The sequence below is a fragment of the Rhizobium leguminosarum bv. viciae genome (assembly GCF_012276115.1).
Classification (GTDB): domain Bacteria; phylum Pseudomonadota; class Alphaproteobacteria; order Rhizobiales; family Rhizobiaceae; genus Rhizobium; species Rhizobium leguminosarum_T.
Genome location: NZ_WIEU01000003.1, coordinates 437,233 through 454,763, shown reverse-complemented (window position 1 = coordinate 454,763; position 17,531 = coordinate 437,233). Strand labels below are relative to the sequence as shown.

Sequence of the window (17,531 nt, the reverse complement as noted above, 5' to 3'; positions counted from 1 at the left end):
CGAGCCGTTCCGGTCCCCCTTCGGGCTTCCGGGGCGGCTCTTTTGTTTCCGCGTATTCGATGCGTGGTTTGCGGCATCCAAGCATGTTCAGGGGCGAAGCCCTGAGAACATTCCCGGCGAGGTCATGCCCGCTAGATGTGGCTGAAATACTTGTCGCCTAAGGTGTCGTTAGTCGGATTCTTAACTCCATTCTGCTGCGGCCGGGGAAGGCACAGCAATATTGGCCTAAAAATCGATCGCCCGGCCATTGATTTCGTAATCGCCGAAACGCGCCGGCTCGGCTCCGCCGCGGCCGCCGATCTCCGGCGGCAGCTCCAGCGGCTTCTGGTTCTTTTGCCGCTCCTCGGCTTCGGCAAGGGCGCGCCTGGCAGCCGGGGGCAGCATCTTGCGCGGCGGCTCCGATCCCTCGGCCATCGGCGTTTCGCTGTTGTCGTTATCGGCGTCCTGCATGGCCGTCTCCTGCCGGAAATATTGAAAATGGCTGATGAATAACCAAATCATAATGCGCCGGTGCCGGGATTGAAAGCTTGTGGCGCCGAAATCGGAGATGGAGATCCGCCATGAACCTCGTTCGCACTGCGATGTTGCTTGCCTTCATGACGGCGCTTTTCATGTTTGTCGGCTTCCTGATCGGCGGTCGGGCCGGCATGATGATTGCATTCGTCATCGCTGCCGGCATGAATTTCTTCTCCTACTGGAATTCCGACCGCATGGTGCTTTCGGCCTATCGCGCGCAGGAGGTCGATGAGCGCAACGCGCCGGAGTTCTTCCGGATCGTGCGCGATCTCGCCCGCAATGCCGGCCTGCCGATGCCGAAGGTCTATCTCTACGACAGCCCGCAGCCGAATGCTTTCGCCACCGGCCGCAATCCCGATAATGCCGCCGTCGCCGCCTCGACCGGCCTGCTCAGCGCCTTGTCTGCCGAGGAGGTCGCAGGCGTGATGGCGCACGAACTGGCCCACATCCAGTACCGCGACACGCTGACGATGACGATCACGGCAACACTTGCCGGTGCAATCTCCATGCTCGGGAACTTTGCCTTCTTCTTCGGCGGCAATCGTGACAACAACAGCAATCCGCTCGGCTTCGTCGGCGTCATCGTGGCGATGATCGTGGCGCCGCTCGCCGCCATGCTGGTGCAGATGGCGATCAGCCGCACCCGCGAATATTCGGCCGACCGCCGCGGCGCCGAGATCTGCGGCGACCCGCTGTGGCTTGCTTCGGCGCTCGGCAAGATCGCGCGCGGTGCTGCCCATGTGCCGAACGAGGATGCCGAGCGCAACCCGGCGACAGCGCATATGTTCATCATCAATCCGCTCTCCGGCGAGCGCATGGACAATCTGTTTTCGACGCATCCGAACACGGAAAACCGCATCGCCGCGCTGCACGACATGGCGCAAGGCGGTATGAATGTCTCGACGCAGCCGGCTCGTGCTGCTAATCCGTCGCGCAAATCGCGCTCTGTTCCGGATACGGGTCTTGGTCGCGGTGGTTCGCAACCGCCAAAAGGTCCGTGGTCTTGAATTCAGACGGCACGAAGAAGCCATTCCGCAAGCATAAGCCCTCCACTGAGCGCTCTGCGCCTGATAAGCCTGGCCTGCAGGCCCGGGCCGCGGCGGCAAAAATTCTCGGCGCCGTCGTCGACCGCAAGCTGCCGCTCGATGGCGCTCTCGATCATGAACACGGCAATCCGGCCTATAGGGCGCTCGGCGAAAGCGACCGGGCGCTCGTCCGTGCCATCCTGAACACGACGCTGCGCCATTTGCCGCGCATCGATGCCGCGATTGCCGGGCTGCTGGATTCGCCGCTGCCGGAGGGCGCAAGGGCGCTGCATCACGTGCTCGCGATCGGGGCAGCGCAGATCCTTTATCTTGACGTGCCGGATCATTCGGCCGTCGATCTCGCCGTCGAGCAGGCCAATCAGGATCCGCGCAATCGCCGTTTCGCCAAGCTGGTCAATGCCATCCTCCGCCGGCTCGGCCGCGAGAAGGAGCAGGTGCTTGCCGACATCGGCAAGGTTGCGCCGATGCCGGCCTGGTTTATCGCCAGGCTGGAAATGGCCTATGGCCGGGACGCGGCGCTGGCGATTTCGGAATCCCAGCTCGAACCGGCGGCAATCGATCTGACCGTCAAGTCCGATCCCGAAGGCTGGGCGAAGCGGCTGAACGGCGTCGTCCTGCCCACGGGCGGCGTGCGTCTCGCCGCCTTCGACGGCGGCATCCCCTCGCTCGAAGGCTTCGACGAGGGCGCGTGGTGGGTGCAGGATGCGGCGGCAAGCATACCGGCGAAGCTTTTCGGCGATCTCTCGGGCAGACGTGCCGCCGATCTCTGTGCTGCGCCCGGCGGCAAGACGGCGCAGCTCATCCTTGCCGGCGGCGCGGTCACGGCACTCGACCAGTCGGAAAACCGGCTGAGACGGCTGCGCTCGAATCTCGAGCGGCTCGGCCTCAAGGCGGAGACGATTGCGGCAGATCTGACGACATTCGAGCCGGCGGAGCGCTTTGACGCGATCCTGCTCGATGCCCCTTGCTCTTCCACCGGCACGACGCGCCGGCACCCTGATGTGTTGTGGACCAAGGGGCCTGAGGATATCGCCAGGCTTGCGGCGCTGCAGGAGCGGTTGCTGCGTCATGCGCTGACATTGCTGAAGCCTGATGGAACGCTGGTTTTTTCGAATTGTTCGCTCGATCCTGTCGAGGGTGAGGACGTCGTCGCCCGTGTTCTTTCCGATACGGATGCGGTCGAGCGCGTTCAGATCGGCGCCGGTGACTGGCCGGGCCTTGAGACGGCGATCACGCCGCTCGGTGAATTCCGCACGCTTCCCACCATGCTGAAAATGCCTGACGGCATCGGCTCCGGCCTCGACGGCTTCTATGCGGCGGTGCTGCGGCGCCTGGCCTGATTGCAAGGCGTGAGCGCTCGCGGCGAGCCTGGCTATACGAGGTGCTTCATAGCCTCGCGTCAGGCATGCCGTTCTCCAAAACCGTTCGCATGATTTCAGGCGAAACGCGTCAATGTGCGTATATTCGAACTTTGTCACGAATTAATTCATTGCGGACGATGAAATCGGCCACTTTTCACCTATTCTTAACCACGAGGGTCAATAGACAATAGAATATGCAGTCCGGTCGGCGTTTTGCGAGCATGTATGTTCGGGAGGCTTGGCGGCGCGCCTTGCGCCGCGTCGCGTTGCTGCGCCTGAAGCTCTTTCGTCATTCGATCAAGGTGCCCGAGCGTTTGATCGTCGCGCCGACCGATCTGCGCAGCATCGATCCGCATGTGGCTGACGAGATCCTCAACGGACGGTTTCTCCTGGCCGGGCGCATGCTGGAAACCAACGAAAAGTCGCCCTTCACCTTCACCCTGCCTTCGCGCCCCTTCGCGATCCGTCTTCATAGCTTCGGCTGGCTGCGGCATATGCGGGCGAACAAGACGGAGCGCAGTTCGGCTGCCGCCCGCGCGATCGTCGACAGCTGGCTTTCCATCCATGCCGGTCGCATGGAAGGGGTTGCCTGGGAAACCGACGTCACCGCTCAGCGCGTTATCGCCTGGCTGTCGCATTCGCCGGTGGTGCTGCAGAACGCCGACCGCGGCTTTTATCGCCGCTTCATGAAGTCGCTGGCGTTCCAGGTGAGGTTCCTGCACCGGATGGCGCCGTTCACCCTCGGCGGCCTGGAGCTGTTTCGGCTGCGTATCGCGCTGGCCATGGCCTCCGTCGCCATGCCGGCGCGCGCCTCTACGCTCAGAAGGGCGGCGCAGGCGCTCGACCGCGAATTCGATAGCCAGATTCTGCCGGATGGCGGCCATATCTCGCGCAATCCGCGCGTCGGGCTGGAATTGCTGCTCGACCTGCTGCCGTTGCGGCAGACTTATGTCAATCTCGGCCACGATCTGCCGCAGAAGCTGATCTCCGGCATCGACCGCATGTATCCTGCCTTACGGTTTTTCCGCCATCAGGACGGGGACCTTGCGCTTTTCAACGGCGCGACCTCCACGCTCGCCAATGAGCTGATGTCGGTGCTCAGATATGACGAGACCGCAGGCCAGCCATTCAAGGCTTTGCCGCAGTCGCGTTATCAGCGGCTTTCGGGGGGCAAGACGGTGATCATTGCCGATACCGGCACGCCGCCTTCGGGAGGCGCGCTTCGCACCGTGCATGCCGGCAGCCTCTCCTTCGAGATGTCGTCCGGCCGTCATCGCTTCATCGTCAATTCCGGTTCGCCGAAATTTGCCGGGCACCGTTATGTCCAGATGGCGCGCACGACGGCGGCGCATTCGACCGTTATCCTCAACGACACCTCGTCCAGCCGTTTTTCGCCCTCGCCTTTTCTGAACCACGCAATCACCGAACCGGTGAGGACAATCACCGTCGAGCGTGCCGAAACCGAAGACGGACGCGACGGCATAAAGCTCAGCCATGACGGTTATCTCAGGGTGTTCGGGGTGCTGCACGAACGTGAGCTGACACTCAATGCCGCAGGTTCGATCGTGACCGGCCGCGACCGGCTCGTTGTCCGCGAAGGATATGAGAATGACGAGCCCCTGAAGGCCGTCGCCCGTTTTCATATCCATCCTTCGATCGTCCTGCATCAGAGTGACGGAGAGTCCGTGCTGCTGACGGCGCCGGACGGCGAAAGCTGGCTGTTTTCGGCGCCCGGCAATGAAGTGCTGATCGCCGAGGACATCTTCTTTGCCGACAGTTCCGGCATCTGCGGCTCGGACCAGATCGAGATCGACTTCGATCTTGCCGAAAAGACCGAAATCCGCTGGTTTTTGTCCCGCAAAGGCTAGAAGCGGATGATTTTGGGCCGAGTGGTCAAAATCGGGATCGCATCCAGATAATGGAAGTAAAGTACGATGCCGTCCAAAAATGGCTCGTGCTTTTTGGCGTCATGCTCTCACGCCTGTTTGCGTGGCGGCAAAGCTGTGCTAACGCGGCGCCAGCATGCGAACATCCCTTGCGGATGTCCTCCCGAAGCCCGAACGGAGAAGGTTTCATGGCCGTCATTTCCAAGAAGATCCCCGCCCCCGACAAGGTCGAAATCAAGACCGCGCTCATCTCCGTCTTCGACAAGACCGGGATCGTCGACCTCGCCCACGCCTTGTCTGCCAGAGGTGTGCGTCTGCTCTCGACCGGCGGCACCTATAAAGCGATCACTGCTGCCGGTCTTGCCGTGACCGATGTTTCCGAAATCACCGGTTTTCCGGAGATCATGGACGGGCGCGTGAAGACGCTGCATCCGATGGTGCATGGCGGCCTGCTGGCGATCCGTGACGACAGCGAACACCAGGAAGCGATGAAACAGCACGGCATCGAGGGCATCGACCTCGCCGTCATCAACCTCTACCCCTTCGAGGAAGTGCGCGCTGCCGGCGGCGACTATCCGACGACCGTCGAGAATATCGATATCGGCGGTCCGGCGATGATCCGCGCATCGGCCAAGAACCATGCCTATGTGACGATCCTAACCGATCCGGCCGATTATGCCGAGCTCACGGAGCAGCTATCCGCAGATGACGGCAAGACGGCCTATGCCTTCCGCCAGCGCATGGCCGCCAAGGCGTATGCCCGCACCGCGGCCTATGACGCGATGATCTCCAACTGGTTCGCCGAGGCGCTGTCGATCGACACGCCGCGCCACCGGGTCATCGGTGGTGCGCTGAAGGAAGAGATGCGTTACGGCGAAAACCCGCACCAGAAGGCCGCCTTCTATGTGACCGGCGAGAAGCGTCCAGGTGTTTCGACGGCCGCTCTTCTCCAGGGCAAGCAGCTCTCTTACAACAATATCAACGATACGGATGCGGCCTACGAGCTCGTCGCCGAGTTCCTGCCGGAGAAGGCGCCGGCCTGCGCGATCATCAAGCACGCCAATCCCTGCGGCGTCGCCACCGGATCGAGCCTGGTCGAGGCCTACCGGCGGGCGCTCGCCTGCGATTCCGTTTCCGCCTTCGGCGGTATCATCGCGCTCAACCGGACGCTGGATGCCGAAACGGCCGAAGAGATCGTCAAGCTCTTTACCGAAGTGATCATCGCGCCGGACGTCACGGAGGAGGCGAAGGCGATCGTCGCCCGCAAACCGAACCTGCGACTGTTGTCTGCCGGTGGCCTGCCCGATCCGCGTGCCGCGGGCTTGACGGCAAAGACCGTTTCCGGCGGCCTGCTCGTCCAGAGCCGCGACAACGGCATGGTCGAGGATCTGGAACTCAAGGTCGTCACCAGGCGCGCGCCGACGGCGCAGGAACTTGATGATATGAAGTTCGCCTTCAAGGTCGGCAAACATGTGAAGTCGAACGCCGTGGTCTATGCCAAGGACGGCCAGACGGCCGGCATCGGCGCCGGCCAGATGAGCCGCGTCGATTCCGCCCGCATCGCCGCGCTGAAGGCCGAAGAGGCTGCCAAGTCGCTTGGCCTTGCCGTGCCGATGACGCATGGCTCGGCGGTCGCCTCCGAAGCCTTCCTGCCTTTTGCCGACGGTCTTCTGTCGATGATCGCCGCAGGGGCGACGGCAGTTATCCAGCCGGGCGGCTCGATGCGCGACCAGGAAGTCATCGATGCCGCCAACGAACACGGCGTCGCAATGGTCTTCACCGGCATGCGCCACTTCCGGCACTGATCGGGTGCCGGCGGTGGCCGGCGCTCTTCCTCGAGGTTCGTCCCTATGCGCGATCGGCCGGATAGGGTGTGCGGATCAGGAGTATCAATCCGCCGGCGAGGAACAGGATCAGCGTTGCCATTCCAAGCCGCGGTGATCCGCTCATATAGGTCACCAGCGAGAAGAGCAGCGTTGCCATGAAGCTGGTGGCGCGCCCCGAAAGCGCGTAGATGCCGAAGTAGCGGCCGGCTTCCTCGATATTGACGCTACGGGAGAGATAGGAGCGCGACGAGGCCTGCACCGGCCCGAAGGCGAGCCCGATCAGCAGGCCATAGAGGATATAGGCCTTTTCCGCCGCCGTACCGAAGAGACCGCCGGAATCCGCCGCCGGCAGCGGCATCAGTCCGAACAGAGTGTAACCCGGTCCTGTCGAGATGATGCCGATGGTGGCGAGAAGCAGCATCGTGAGGCTGATGACGACGGTCACCTTCGAACCGACGCCTTTATCGATGCGGCCGGCGATCAGGCAGCCGAAGATCGCAACGACATTCAAGATGATGCCGTAGATGCCGATCTCGATCGTCGCCCAGCCGAACATGCCGGCTGCGAAGATACCGCCAAGGATCAGCAGGCCGTTGACGCCGTCCTGATAGATCATGCGGGCGATGAGGAATTTCAGGATGCCGCGGCGCTCTCTGAGCTCGCCAAGCGTGTTTCTGAGTTCCCGCAAGCCGGAGCGCACGGCGGTGCCGAAGGGAAGACCCTTGCCGACATCGGGCGTGAAGAAGAACATCGGCAGGATGAAGATCAGATACCAGACGGCGGAGATCGGCCCGGTGATGCGTGCATCCTGGCCGGTCTTCGGATCGAGACCGAAGAGCGGATCGAGGCCGAGAATGGTCTTGCCGGTCTCAGGGCTTGCCGCCAAAAGCATCACGACGGCAATGAGCACAATGATGCCACCGAGGTAGCCGAGCCCCCAGGCGGTGTTGGAGAGCCTGCCGACCTCGTGCTTGCCGACCAGGCGCGGCATCATCGAATCATTGAAGACGATCGAAAACTCGGCCGAGATCGAGGCGAGGATCATGAAAATGACGGGATAGAGAACAGGTGAACCGGGTGCGGCGAACCACAGGCAGAACAGGCTGGCGATCTTGATGATCGCGAAGAAACCGATCCAGGGCTTGCGCGCGCCGGACTGGTCGGCGATCGAGCCGAGAACGGGTGAAAGCAGGGCGATGATCACCGAGGAGATCGTCGCCATGTTGCTCCACGTCGTCTGCGCGGAAACCGGGTCATCGGTCAGGCGGGAAACGAAATAGGGTCCGAAGATAAAGGTGGTGACCACGGTGAAGAAGGGCTGTGCTGCCCAGTCGAAGAACATCCACCCCCAGATGCCTTTCTCCGTGGCCTTCGGCGGCTGCGTTCCTGTCCAGTCGATGCGATTCAACATCCGCTCCTTTTTTCGCGGACTGTCTCACCTCACCCGGTCGCGCGCAAGATCGGTCAGGATACCTGCAGCAACAGTAATACGCGCAAGGTTGGGATCGCCGCCGTCGCTGAGGCTTGAAAGCTCCTCGAGGATACGGTTGATGCGGATCCGATCCTGGGCATGCCAGGCTTGAACGGGAAGCTTTTCCCTGCCGTGATCGGAAAGGGCCGAGATAACGATGTCGCGTCTTGCGCTGGCGATCTGGTCGATGCTGCGGGCAAGCGCCAGATTCTCATAATGGTCTGAGGTGAAGATCCGCCCGCCAGCCGCCAGCAGCCTGCCGATACGGAAGGTCTGCGACACGGCGATGTAGTTCTCGGCGGCGCGCACAAGGGGTTCGCCGGTGCGCTCGGCAATCTGCATGATCTCCGGCACCAGTGCGAAGATCGGGAGACTGGCGATCTCGGCCGCAAGTTTTTCGGGCAGGCCCGCCTGGCTGTACTCCGCCTGGCGAACGGCGACCTCGTCGGCCAACTGTCCGGCGAAGGCGGTTTTCAGCTTCTTCAGGGCTGCCTGCAGCCGGCTAATCACTTCCGCCATATCGGCCTTGGTCATGCCCGTTTTCAGCAGCAGGCGCGTCAGCACGATAAAGCTGTGGCTGATCTCCTCGTAGATGCGGTTCTGCAAATCGCCTGATATCTTGCCGTCCAGGGCGTCCGTCTCGGCCCAGAGGTGGGTCAGGTCGAAACCGTCTCTCGCGACGATTGCGGCGCGCACCACTTCCGGCGCCGAAGCCGCCGTTGCGTCCATCATGGCGACGGTGAAGCTTGGCCCGCCGCGGTTGATCGCTTCGTTGGCAAGCACGGTCGCAACGATTTCGCGCTTCAGCCGGTGGCTGGCAATATCGCCGGCATTCGACTTCTGCATCTTCACAGGGAAGTAATTCAAAAGCGTTGCGATGAAATAGGGATCATCAGGCAGATCGCTTGCGGCCAGTGCATCGAAGAGCACGATTTTGGCATAAGACACCAGCACGCCGATTTCCGGCCGCGTCAATGGCTTGCCGGCCGTATAGCGTTCGGCCAGGGTCTGGTCGTCCGGCAGCGTCTCGACCTTGCGGTTCAGCTGGCCGGCGCCCTCGAGCACGCTCATGAAGCGGCCAAGCTCCAGGCCATTTGCTGTGCCCTTGCGTTCCGTCAGCGAGATCGCCAGCGACTGCAGGTAGTTGTTGCGCAGAACCAGGGTCGCCACTTCGCTGGTCATCGAAGAAAGAAGCTGGTCGCGTTTTGCGCGCGTCAGGCGCCCGTCATGCATGGCGGCTGCCAGCGCGATCTTGATGTTGACCTCGACGTCCGAGGTATTGACGCCGGCCGAGTTGTCGATGGCGTCGGAGTTGCAGCGCCCGCCCTTCAGACCATAGGCGATGCGGCCCTTCTGGGTGACGCCGAGGTTTGCACCCTCGCCGATCACCTTGGCGCGCACCTCCGCCGCGGTGATGCGGATCGGGTCGTTGGCGCGGTCGCCGACTTCGGTGTCTGTTTCGGACGAGGCTTTCACATAGGTGCCGATGCCGCCGAACCAGAGCAGGTCGACCGGGCTCTTCAGGATCGCCGTCATGATCTCGAAGGGCGTGGCCACAGCCTTGTCGATGCCGATTGCGGCAACCGCTTCCGGCGTCAGCGTGATCGATTTCGTTGCGCGCGAAATGATCATTGCACCCTTCGAAAGCACGTTTCTGTCGAAATCCTGCCAGCTTGAACGCGGCAGGTCGAAGAGCCGTTGGCGCTCGGCAAGCGTCTTTTCCATATCGGGGTCGGGATCGATGATGATGTCGCGGTGATCGAAGGCGGCAATGAGCCGGATCTTCGGAGAGAGCAGCATGCCGTTGCCGAAGACGTCGCCCGACATGTCGCCGACGCCGGCGACGGTGAAGGGCGTCGTCTGGATGTCGATGTCCATTTCGCGGAAATGGCGTTTCGCGGTTTCCCAGGCGCCGCGGGCGGTAATGCCCATCTTCTTGTGGTCGTAACCGGCCGAGCCGCCGGAGGCAAAGGCGTCGTCCAGCCAGAAGCCGGCTTCCTGCGCCAGTGCATTGGCGGTGTCGGAAAAGGTCGCCGTGCCCTTGTCGGCGGCGACGACGAAATAGGGATCGTCGCCATCGAGCCTGACCGTATCCTTCGGCGGCACGATATCGGCGCCCGATATATTGTCGGTGATCGAAAGCAGCGTGCGGATATAGGTCTTGTAAGCCTCGCGGCCGGCATTGAAGATGTCGTCGCGGCTGCCGCCGCTAGGGAGCTTCTTCGGATAGAAGCCACCCTTGGCGCCGACCGGCACGATGACCGCGTTCTTGACCTGCTGCGCCTTGACGAGGCCGAGCACCTCGGTGCGGTAATCCTCGGCGCGATCCGACCAGCGCAGGCCGCCGCGCGCCACTTTGCCGAAGCGCAGGTGCACGCCTTCCACCTCGACGCCATAGACGAACATCTCGCGGAAGGGTTTCGGCTGCGGCAGCCCGTCCACCAAATGCGGATCGAGCTTGAAGGCCAGCATCGGTTTCGGCGAGCCATCCGGGTTCTTCTGGAAATAATTGGTGCGCAGCGTCGCATCGACGATATTGACGTAGCGGCGCAGGATACGGTCGTCGTCGAGGCTCGGCACGTCGGCAAGCTCGGCCTCGATCGCCTGGTGCAGTTCGGCAAGCTTCTTGACGCGGGCCTTCTCCGTAAGCCTGGTGTCGAGCGTGTCATGGAAGAGACGAAAGATAGCAGCGGCGACACCGGGATATTTGTCGAGCGTCGTCGCGATATAATCCTGCGAATAGGCGATGCCGGCCTGGCGGAGATAACGCGCGTAGGCGCGCAGCACATTCGTCTCGCGCGCCGAGAGCCCGGCCGAAAGGATCAGCCGGTTGAAGCTGTCATTGTCGATCGTGCCGGCGAAGGCGGCGACGAAGCCTTCCTCGAGAGCGGCGCCGTAACGCTGCAGATCGATCTCGCCGCCATTGCGGGCCTCGAGCTCCATATCGTGCAGCACGACGAGCTTTTTTTCTCCATCGGCGACCGGCACCCCGATGTCGAAAGTGCGTTCACTGACGACATTGAAGCCGAGATTCTCGAGAAGCGGCACGCGGCGCGACAGCGCCAGCTGGCCGCCGGCGTGGAAGATCTTCAAGGAAAGGATGCGGTCCTGTTCTTCCTGACGATGGTAGAACTGGATGCGAAGCGGCTCGCCGGCGGCGCAGGCACCGATATCGGCAAGGTCGGCCACGGTTTCCTCCGGCGTGAAGGAATCCTGGAAGGCTTGGTCGACCGATATCTTCGGCGCCTTGGCGCCTGCCAGCGCCTCGAAACGGTCGTCCCAGCGGGCGGTGATCTCGCGGATCACCTGCTCGAGCTTTGACTGCGGAATGCGTGGCGTCTTGCCGCCCGAGCGGCCGATGATGAAATGCACGCGCGCCACGCCGCCTTCCGGGAAAGCCGGGTAATAGGCGGACACACGGCCGTCATAGACAGTCTTCAGATAGGTGCCGATCCGTTCGCGGACGATCGAGTCGTATTCCTCGCGCGGCACGTAGACGATCACCGAGACGAAGCGGTCGAAATGGTCGATGCGCGGCAGGACGCGCACGCGCGGTCGATCGCCCAAATCGTTGATCTGTTCGGCAAAACTTGCAAGCAGCGTCGTGTCGATCTGGAAAAGATCGTCGCGCGGATAGGATTCCAGCGTATTGTCGAGCATGCGGCCGGAATGGCTCATCGGGTCGAAGCCGAAATGTTCCTTCACCTTCTCGATCTTGGAACGCAGCAGCGGGATTTCCGAGGCGAGCGAGGTATAGGCCGTCGAGGTGAAAAGGCCGACGATGCGCAGCTCGCCGGTGACGTTGCCGTCGGCGTCGAAGCGCTTGACGCCGACATAATCCATATAGGCGCGGCGATGGACGATCGATTTCACATTCGCCTTGGTGACAATCAGGAAGTCGGGGCCGTCGAGGAAGGCAAGGATCTCCGGCGTCGTCGTCACGGCGTCCTTGCCGGTGCGCAGCACGAGAACATCGGGATTGGAAAGAATGCCGAGGCCAGCACCCTTGTCGCGTTCGACCTTGGCTTCGGTCCCTTTGCCGGAATAGACATATTCGCGCATGCCGAGGAACGTGAAATTCTCATCGCGCAGCCAGGTCAGGAAAGCGACGGCTTCGTCGCGATCGGCCTTCTTCCGGCTGGCGCCATTGGCCGCAAGCTCTGCGATCACTCCGTCGATCTTGGAAAGCATCGGCTTCCAGTCGGACACCGAGAGGCGGACCTGTTCGAGCACTTTTTCGATGCGTTTGACGAGATCGGCGGCCTGGGTGGAATTGAGGGGCGCAATATGAAGCTGGATATGGCTGACGCGGTTGGCCGGATCGCTCGGGTGATCGGCGGAATAAAGCGCCGGCGCCTTGCCCTTTTCCATGACCAGGATGGGATGCACGGCCATGAACAGGTCGCGGTAGGTGCTCGTCACTTCGCCCATGACCGATTCAAACAGAAAAGGCATGTTCTGGTCGGTGACCGAAAGCACCGAGACGGCGATGCCATCAGGCGTCACATCGGCAATCGTGTCGATGCTGACGCGGGGCGCCTTGCCGTTCCAGGCGGCAAGTTCCTTTGCCGAATGCACCGCGGAGAGCGCCAGCATTTCCGGCGTATAGAGTTCGAGATCGTCATTGCTTGCCCGGCCGAAGAGAATTTCCGGATCGAGATGCGCCTCGCCTGTCGCTTTGGCGATCTTGCGCGCGCTTTCGATCTGCTTTTCCCGTTTCGGATTGTTTCTGGCAGCCATGGATCGCCTCCCTCAATGTCTGATTTTTTGCAAGCTAGCAGAAGATTCTTCGAAAAAATCTCTAAAAGAGAGGTCCGAAGGGGTGTTTTGACGTTTTTTTGGCGCCGGAAACGAGAAATTGTAAGAGATTTTCCGCCTTCTTCGCCAAGCGAAAGCGAAAGTCCCGTCTTCCGGTTTTTCGTTCTGCCGAACATTTCCACGCCCGCATGAAGAATGGTTGACAGCGTGGCGTCAAAAAGATCATCAAACGCTGTCATCATTCGGATCTTGGATATCATGTCGGAAAATGCAGCGGGCGCAGTCATCGTCATTTCCAGCCATGTGGTGCGGGGCTCGGTCGGAAACCGGGCAGCCGTCTTTGCGCTGGAGACACTCGGTCATCCGGTCTGGGCCCTGCCGACCATCGTGCTGCCCTGGCATCCCGGCCACGGCCGCTCGACGCGGCTGACTTTTGCGGAAACGGATTTCGATGCAGCAATCGACGATCTGATCCGCGCGCCCTGGATCGGCGAAGTCAAGGCGGTGCTTTCGGGCTATTTCGGCAATGCCGCCCAGGCGCGCTCCGTCGCCCGGCTGATCGGCGCGCTGAGGCAAAACAATCCCGAGCTGCTCTATGTCTGCGATCCCGTCATGGGCGATCTTGGCGGTCTTTACGTGCCGGAAGCGACTGCTGAGGCCATTCGTGACCATCTCATTCCGCTCGCCTCGCTCGCGACGCCGAACCGCTACGAGCTCGCATGGCTTTCGGGGGCAGCCCTCGAAGACAACAGCGCGATCATGGAGGCGGCGCTGGCGCTCGGACCATCGCGCATGCTCGTCACTTCGGCGGTGCCGATGATGGCGGGCGGTACCGGCAATCTCTATCTTTCCGGCCGTCACGCCCTTCTTGCCGAGCATCGCGTCGTCGACAATCCGCCGAATGGTCTCGGCGACCTCATCGCCGCCGTCTTCCTGTCTCGCCTGCTTTCCGGGATCGAGGACGAAAAGGCGCTGCAGCTTGCCACCGCCAGCGTCTTCGAGGTGCTTGCGCGTGCCGTCAAGCGCGGCAGCAACGAGTTGATGCTGGCAAGCGATGCTTCCAGCCTTTCGACGCCGATGGCCATGGTGCAGATGCGCCGGCTCGTGCACCCGGCGCAGCGGCGGAAAAAATGACGCATCTGCCAATATGTTCATTTTGCGGTGCAGCAGTTGATCTTGTCTTCCGCGCGCGCTAATCCAGACGCATGCAGCGTTTTCCAAATCCCCTTCTGGACGGCTATCGCAACTTCATGAACGGGCGTTATGCCGACGCCCGCGACAGGTATCGGCAGCTTGCCGAAAACGGTCAGAATCCCCATACGCTTGTCATTGCCTGTTCGGATTCTCGCGCGGCCCCGGAGTTGATCTTCGATGTCGGCCCGGGCGAGCTCTTCGTCATCCGCAACGTCGCCAACATGGTGCCGCCCTACGAGCCGGACGGGCATTTTCATTCGACCTCGGCCGCACTCGAATTTGCCGTGCAGGTGCTGAAGGTCTCGGATATCGTCGTGATGGGCCATGGCCGCTGCGGCGGCATCCGCTCGGCGCTCGATCCGAATGCCGAGCCATTGTCGCCCGGCGATTTCATCGGCCGCTGGATGTCGCTGGTCAAACCCGCCGCCGAGCAGATCCAGAGCAACGACGTGATGACGGCCGCCGAGCGGCAAACGGCGCTGGAGCGTGTCTCCATCCGCAATTCGATCAACAATCTCAGAAGCTTTCCCGACATCAAGGCGCTCGAGGAGGCGGGAAAGATTCATCTCCACGGTGCCTGGTTCGACATTTCGACCGGTGAACTCTGGGTCATGGACGCCGAGACACGCGACTTCATTCGTCCCGAAATCTAGGGACATGCCAGCTTATCAGTTTTTAAGGATTGTTGTTAAGCTCGCCGTCAATTGGTCGCGCACGATCGACGTTTTGATCACCGTGGCGATTGGCGATGAAGTTCGAAACGTTCTTCGGTCAATCAATACTGGAACCTCGAAAAGGACCGGCAGTTCGCCGATGTGCTTGCCCGTGGCGGGTCGATCGCCGCCACGGAGATTCTGACTGAAATTGGCGCCACCCGCCGCTAGGCCCCGGTGCAGGAGGAGCGACGCAAGGCGGCTTCCGGCAGCGGCTTTGATTCCCGCATATGAAAACGCCGCATATCGCAGCGGCGTTTTGGCGTATTCTATCGGGCCTATCTGCCGTCGATCTGCTGACCGATATAGGCGATCGCCTGCTGGTAGACGCTGGCGGCGTTCCAGCCCTGGATGGCGACGAAATTCGGCTCTCCAGGTTGATAGCCGGCGCCGGCGCGCCAGCCGTGGCCTTTGAGGAAATTCGCCGTCGAGGCCAGTGCATCGGCGCGGGAGCCGACCATGTCGACGCGGCCGTTGCCGTCGCCGTCGGCGCCGAAGCGCACGACATTGCGCGGCAGAAACTGCGTCTGGCCGATTTCACCATGGGCAGCGCCCTTGGCCTGTGGGCTCAGATAACCCTCGGAGACGAGCTGAAGTGCTGCATAGAGCTGGTCGGTGAAATATTCCGAACGACGGCAGTCATAGGCAAGGGTCGAAACAGCCGACAGCGTATGCTGGTTGCCCATATAGCTGCCGAAACCGGTCTCCATGCCCCAGATTGCAATCAGCGGGCCGGCCGGAACGCCGAAACGGCGCTCTATCGAGGCAAAAAGCGCCTTATTGGCGGCCTTCATGCTGCGACCACGGGAGATGATCGTGGCACCGCCGCGCTTCTGCATGAAAGCGTCGAAGGAGAGCTTGAAGCTCTTCTGGCCGCGGTCGGCGGAGATCGTCGGCCTGTTGTAATTGACGTTGGCGAAGGCGCGGTCGAGGACCGAGCGGCTGACGCCGTTAGCTGCTGCTTCCTGCTTGAAGTCGGCGACCCATGCACCGAAACCGCTGCTATTATTGCCGCATTGAGCGCCCTGGGCCGCTGCCGGCAGCGCGTGGAGGACGCCCGCCGCCGTAAACGCCGCCAGAAAGAATGTTGTCATGCGCATGAGAAACCCCGCTTCCGATCTACTGAAGCGCGCCGCAGCCGATCAGGGCCATGCGACGCGCTCAAAGTCTTCGTTCTGTTCATGTCGCTGTCCCGAACCGCTGCACGGTTTTGGACGGCATGCTTGGCTTGATGCCGGGCAGAATGCCAGCCGAAGGCGATCTTGTCACGATCACCTTTTTCAGCAAACGCTTATGGACAGAAGCGTCCACAATTCGGCAAAAAGCCCTGCCTTCATCATCGGCAGGGCTTTAGCATATTATGGTTTACAAATGGTATCAGGCGGCCTGCTTGCGCGGCTTGACGAGACCACGATTGACGAGCAACTCGGCGATCTGGATGGCGTTCAACGCAGCGCCCTTGCGCAGATTGTCGGAGACCACCCAGATGTTGAGGCCGTTTTCGACCGTCGCATCCTCGCGGATGCGCGAAATGTAGGTCGCATCCTCGCCGGCGGATTCATATGGCGTGATGTAGCCGCCATCCTCGCGCTTGTCGATGACGAGGCAGCCCGGTGCATCGCGCAGGATGTCGCGGGCCTGGTCGGCGGTGATCTCGTTTTCGAATTCGATGTTGACCGATTCCGAATGACCGATGAAAACCGGCACGCGCACCGCGGTGCAGGTCACCTTGATCTTCGGGTCGAGCATCTTCTTCGTCTCGGCCAGCACCTTCCACTCTTCCTTGGTGTAGCCGTCCTCCATGAAGACGTCGATGTGCGGGATGACATTGAAGGCAATACGCTTGGTGAACTTCTTGTTCTCGATCGGATCGGCGACGAAGACGGCGCGCGTCTGGTTGAAGAGCTCGTCCATGCCGTCCTTGCCGGCGCCGGAGACCGACTGGTAGGTCGAGATGACGACGCGCTTGATCTTGGCAAAGTCGTGCAGCGGCTTCAACGCCACCACCAGCTGAGCGGTCGAGCAATTCGGATTGGCGATGATGTTGCGCTTGGTGAACTGGCTGATGGCATCCGGGTTCACTTCCGGCACGATCAGCGGCACGTCGGCGTCGTAGCGCCAGGCCGAGGAATTGTCGATGACGACGCAGCCCTGCTGGCCGATCTTCGGCGAGAACTTCTTGGAGACCTCGCCGCCGGCCGACATCAGGCAGATGTCTGTATCGGAGAAATCGTAATTCTCCAGATTGGAGACCTTCAGCGTCCGGTCACCGTAGGAAACCTCGGTGCCCTGCGAACGCGAGGAGGCGAGTGCCACGACCTCATCGGCGGGGAAGCCTCGCTCGGAGAGGATGTTGAGCATCTCCCTGCCGACATTTCCGGTCGCTCCCGCAACTGCTACTTTGAAACCCATTTCTCAAGCTCTCTTTCTCTTCTCTCCTCTTGTCCGGCGAGGGGAAAGGCGCGATTAATCGCGTCTTCCTGTCCCCAGCCGAGCCGGGGAGAGAGCGGCAGGCCAGAGACGTCAGACGGTTTTCGTCGTCGTTTTGGCCTTGGTTTTGGAAGAAACCGGAACGGCAATGTCCACCCCGGCAACTCGTGCCCGGTCACTGCAATCAGCAATGGCGTGTTCGTCGCGAACCATGGAGATTCCTTTTCCGCTGTTGCTCTTAGAAGGTTTTCCACAGGAGTCAAGGTTTTTGCGCACAGAGCCGGCAGGCGAAAGCGGCGGCCGCAATGCTGCGACGTTTTGTCATGCCGC

The 17,531-nt window shown here is 61.5% G+C and carries 12 protein-coding genes; 6 read left to right on the top strand and 6 right to left on the bottom strand.

Annotated features, from left to right (window positions below):
- Window positions 1-225 precede the first annotated feature (225 nt).
- A complete protein-coding gene (locus GFM02_RS08000) occupies window positions 226-450 on the bottom strand; it encodes a DUF1674 domain-containing protein (RefSeq protein ID WP_168321339.1) in 225 nt (74 codons plus the stop codon).
- 110 nt (window positions 451-560) lie between these two features.
- Here GFM02_RS08000 and htpX point away from each other — a divergent pair, with 110 nt between their 5' ends.
- The 4 genes from htpX to purH all read left to right on the top strand — a co-directional run bounded on the left by htpX (window position 561) and on the right by purH (window position 6,614).
- Window positions 561-1,523 (top strand): zinc metalloprotease HtpX, encoded by a 963-nt coding sequence (gene htpX / locus GFM02_RS07995; protein WP_168321338.1) that lies wholly within the window; start codon window positions 561-563, stop codon window positions 1,521-1,523.
- Window positions 1,514-2,902, top strand: coding sequence for a transcription antitermination factor NusB (locus GFM02_RS07990; RefSeq protein WP_168321337.1), 1,389 nt, complete (start codon window positions 1,514-1,516; stop codon window positions 2,900-2,902). Before htpX ends, GFM02_RS07990 begins: the two co-directional genes overlap by 10 nt.
- A gap of 215 nt (window positions 2,903-3,117) precedes the next feature.
- Window positions 3,118-4,791 (top strand): heparinase II/III family protein, encoded by a 1,674-nt coding sequence (locus tag GFM02_RS07985; RefSeq protein ID WP_168321336.1) that lies wholly within the window; start codon window positions 3,118-3,120, stop codon window positions 4,789-4,791.
- Window positions 4,792-4,997: 206 nt separating this feature from the next.
- Window positions 4,998-6,614 carry a bifunctional phosphoribosylaminoimidazolecarboxamide formyltransferase/IMP cyclohydrolase gene (purH, locus tag GFM02_RS07980; RefSeq protein ID WP_168321335.1) on the top strand — a complete coding sequence of 539 codons (1,617 nt, stop codon included), beginning with the start codon at window positions 4,998-5,000 and terminating at the stop codon, window positions 6,612-6,614.
- Between the two features lie 43 nt (window positions 6,615-6,657).
- On the opposite strand, the gene GFM02_RS07975 is transcribed toward purH, so the two are convergent.
- Both GFM02_RS07975 and GFM02_RS07970 read right to left on the bottom strand, forming a co-directional pair.
- A complete protein-coding gene (locus GFM02_RS07975) occupies window positions 6,658-8,046 on the bottom strand; it encodes an MFS transporter (RefSeq protein WP_168273021.1) in 1,389 nt (462 codons plus the stop codon).
- A 24-nt stretch (window positions 8,047-8,070) separates the two neighbouring features.
- On the bottom strand, window positions 8,071-12,846 hold the full coding sequence (locus GFM02_RS07970; RefSeq protein WP_168321334.1) for an NAD-glutamate dehydrogenase: 4,776 nt from the start codon (window positions 12,844-12,846) through the stop codon (window positions 8,071-8,073).
- A gap of 276 nt (window positions 12,847-13,122) precedes the next feature.
- On the opposite strand from GFM02_RS07970, the gene pdxY reads away from it, so the two are divergent.
- Together pdxY and GFM02_RS07960 are read left to right on the top strand one after the other, a co-directional pair.
- Window positions 13,123-13,998 carry a pyridoxal kinase PdxY gene (gene pdxY, locus GFM02_RS07965; protein ID WP_062940004.1) on the top strand — a complete coding sequence of 292 codons (876 nt, stop codon included), beginning with the start codon at window positions 13,123-13,125 and terminating at the stop codon, window positions 13,996-13,998.
- A gap of 71 nt (window positions 13,999-14,069) precedes the next feature.
- A complete protein-coding gene (locus GFM02_RS07960) occupies window positions 14,070-14,711 on the top strand; it encodes a carbonic anhydrase (RefSeq protein ID WP_020052196.1) in 642 nt (213 codons plus the stop codon).
- 338 nt (window positions 14,712-15,049) lie between these two features.
- Here the strand turns inward: GFM02_RS07960 and GFM02_RS07955 are convergent, their stop codons facing one another.
- The 3 genes from GFM02_RS07955 to GFM02_RS35535 form a co-directional block, all read right to left on the bottom strand.
- On the bottom strand, window positions 15,050-15,871 hold the full coding sequence (locus tag GFM02_RS07955) for a lytic murein transglycosylase (protein WP_168273023.1): 822 nt from the start codon (window positions 15,869-15,871) through the stop codon (window positions 15,050-15,052).
- A gap of 277 nt (window positions 15,872-16,148) precedes the next feature.
- Window positions 16,149-17,183 (bottom strand): aspartate-semialdehyde dehydrogenase, encoded by a 1,035-nt coding sequence (locus GFM02_RS07950; protein WP_168321333.1) that lies wholly within the window; start codon window positions 17,181-17,183, stop codon window positions 16,149-16,151.
- 111 nt (window positions 17,184-17,294) lie between these two features.
- Complete coding sequence (locus GFM02_RS35535) at window positions 17,295-17,507, bottom strand: hypothetical protein (RefSeq protein ID WP_020052194.1); 213 nt, start codon at window positions 17,505-17,507, stop codon at window positions 17,295-17,297.
- Window positions 17,508-17,531: the final 24 nt, after the last annotated feature.

Excerpts from the sequence above, each read along its gene's own strand:
- GFM02_RS08000 (WP_168321339.1), bottom strand. The coding sequence starts at position 450 with ATGCAGGACGCCGATAACGACAACAGCGAAACGCCGATGGCCGAGGGA.
- htpX (WP_168321338.1), top strand. The coding sequence starts at position 561 with ATGAACCTCGTTCGCACTGCGATGTTGCTTGCCTTCATGACGGCGCTT.
- GFM02_RS07985 (WP_168321336.1), top strand. The coding sequence starts at position 3,118 with ATGCAGTCCGGTCGGCGTTTTGCGAGCATGTATGTTCGGGAGGCTTGG.
- purH (WP_168321335.1), top strand. The coding sequence starts at position 4,998 with ATGGCCGTCATTTCCAAGAAGATCCCCGCCCCCGACAAGGTCGAAATC.
- GFM02_RS07975 (WP_168273021.1), bottom strand. The coding sequence starts at position 8,046 with ATGTTGAATCGCATCGACTGGACAGGAACGCAGCCGCCGAAGGCCACG.
- GFM02_RS07970 (WP_168321334.1), bottom strand. The coding sequence starts at position 12,846 with ATGGCTGCCAGAAACAATCCGAAACGGGAAAAGCAGATCGAAAGCGCG.
- pdxY (WP_062940004.1), top strand. The coding sequence starts at position 13,123 with ATGTCGGAAAATGCAGCGGGCGCAGTCATCGTCATTTCCAGCCATGTG.
- GFM02_RS07960 (WP_020052196.1), top strand. The coding sequence starts at position 14,070 with ATGCAGCGTTTTCCAAATCCCCTTCTGGACGGCTATCGCAACTTCATG.
- GFM02_RS07955 (WP_168273023.1), bottom strand. The coding sequence starts at position 15,871 with ATGCGCATGACAACATTCTTTCTGGCGGCGTTTACGGCGGCGGGCGTC.
- GFM02_RS07950 (WP_168321333.1), bottom strand. The coding sequence starts at position 17,183 with ATGGGTTTCAAAGTAGCAGTTGCGGGAGCGACCGGAAATGTCGGCAGG.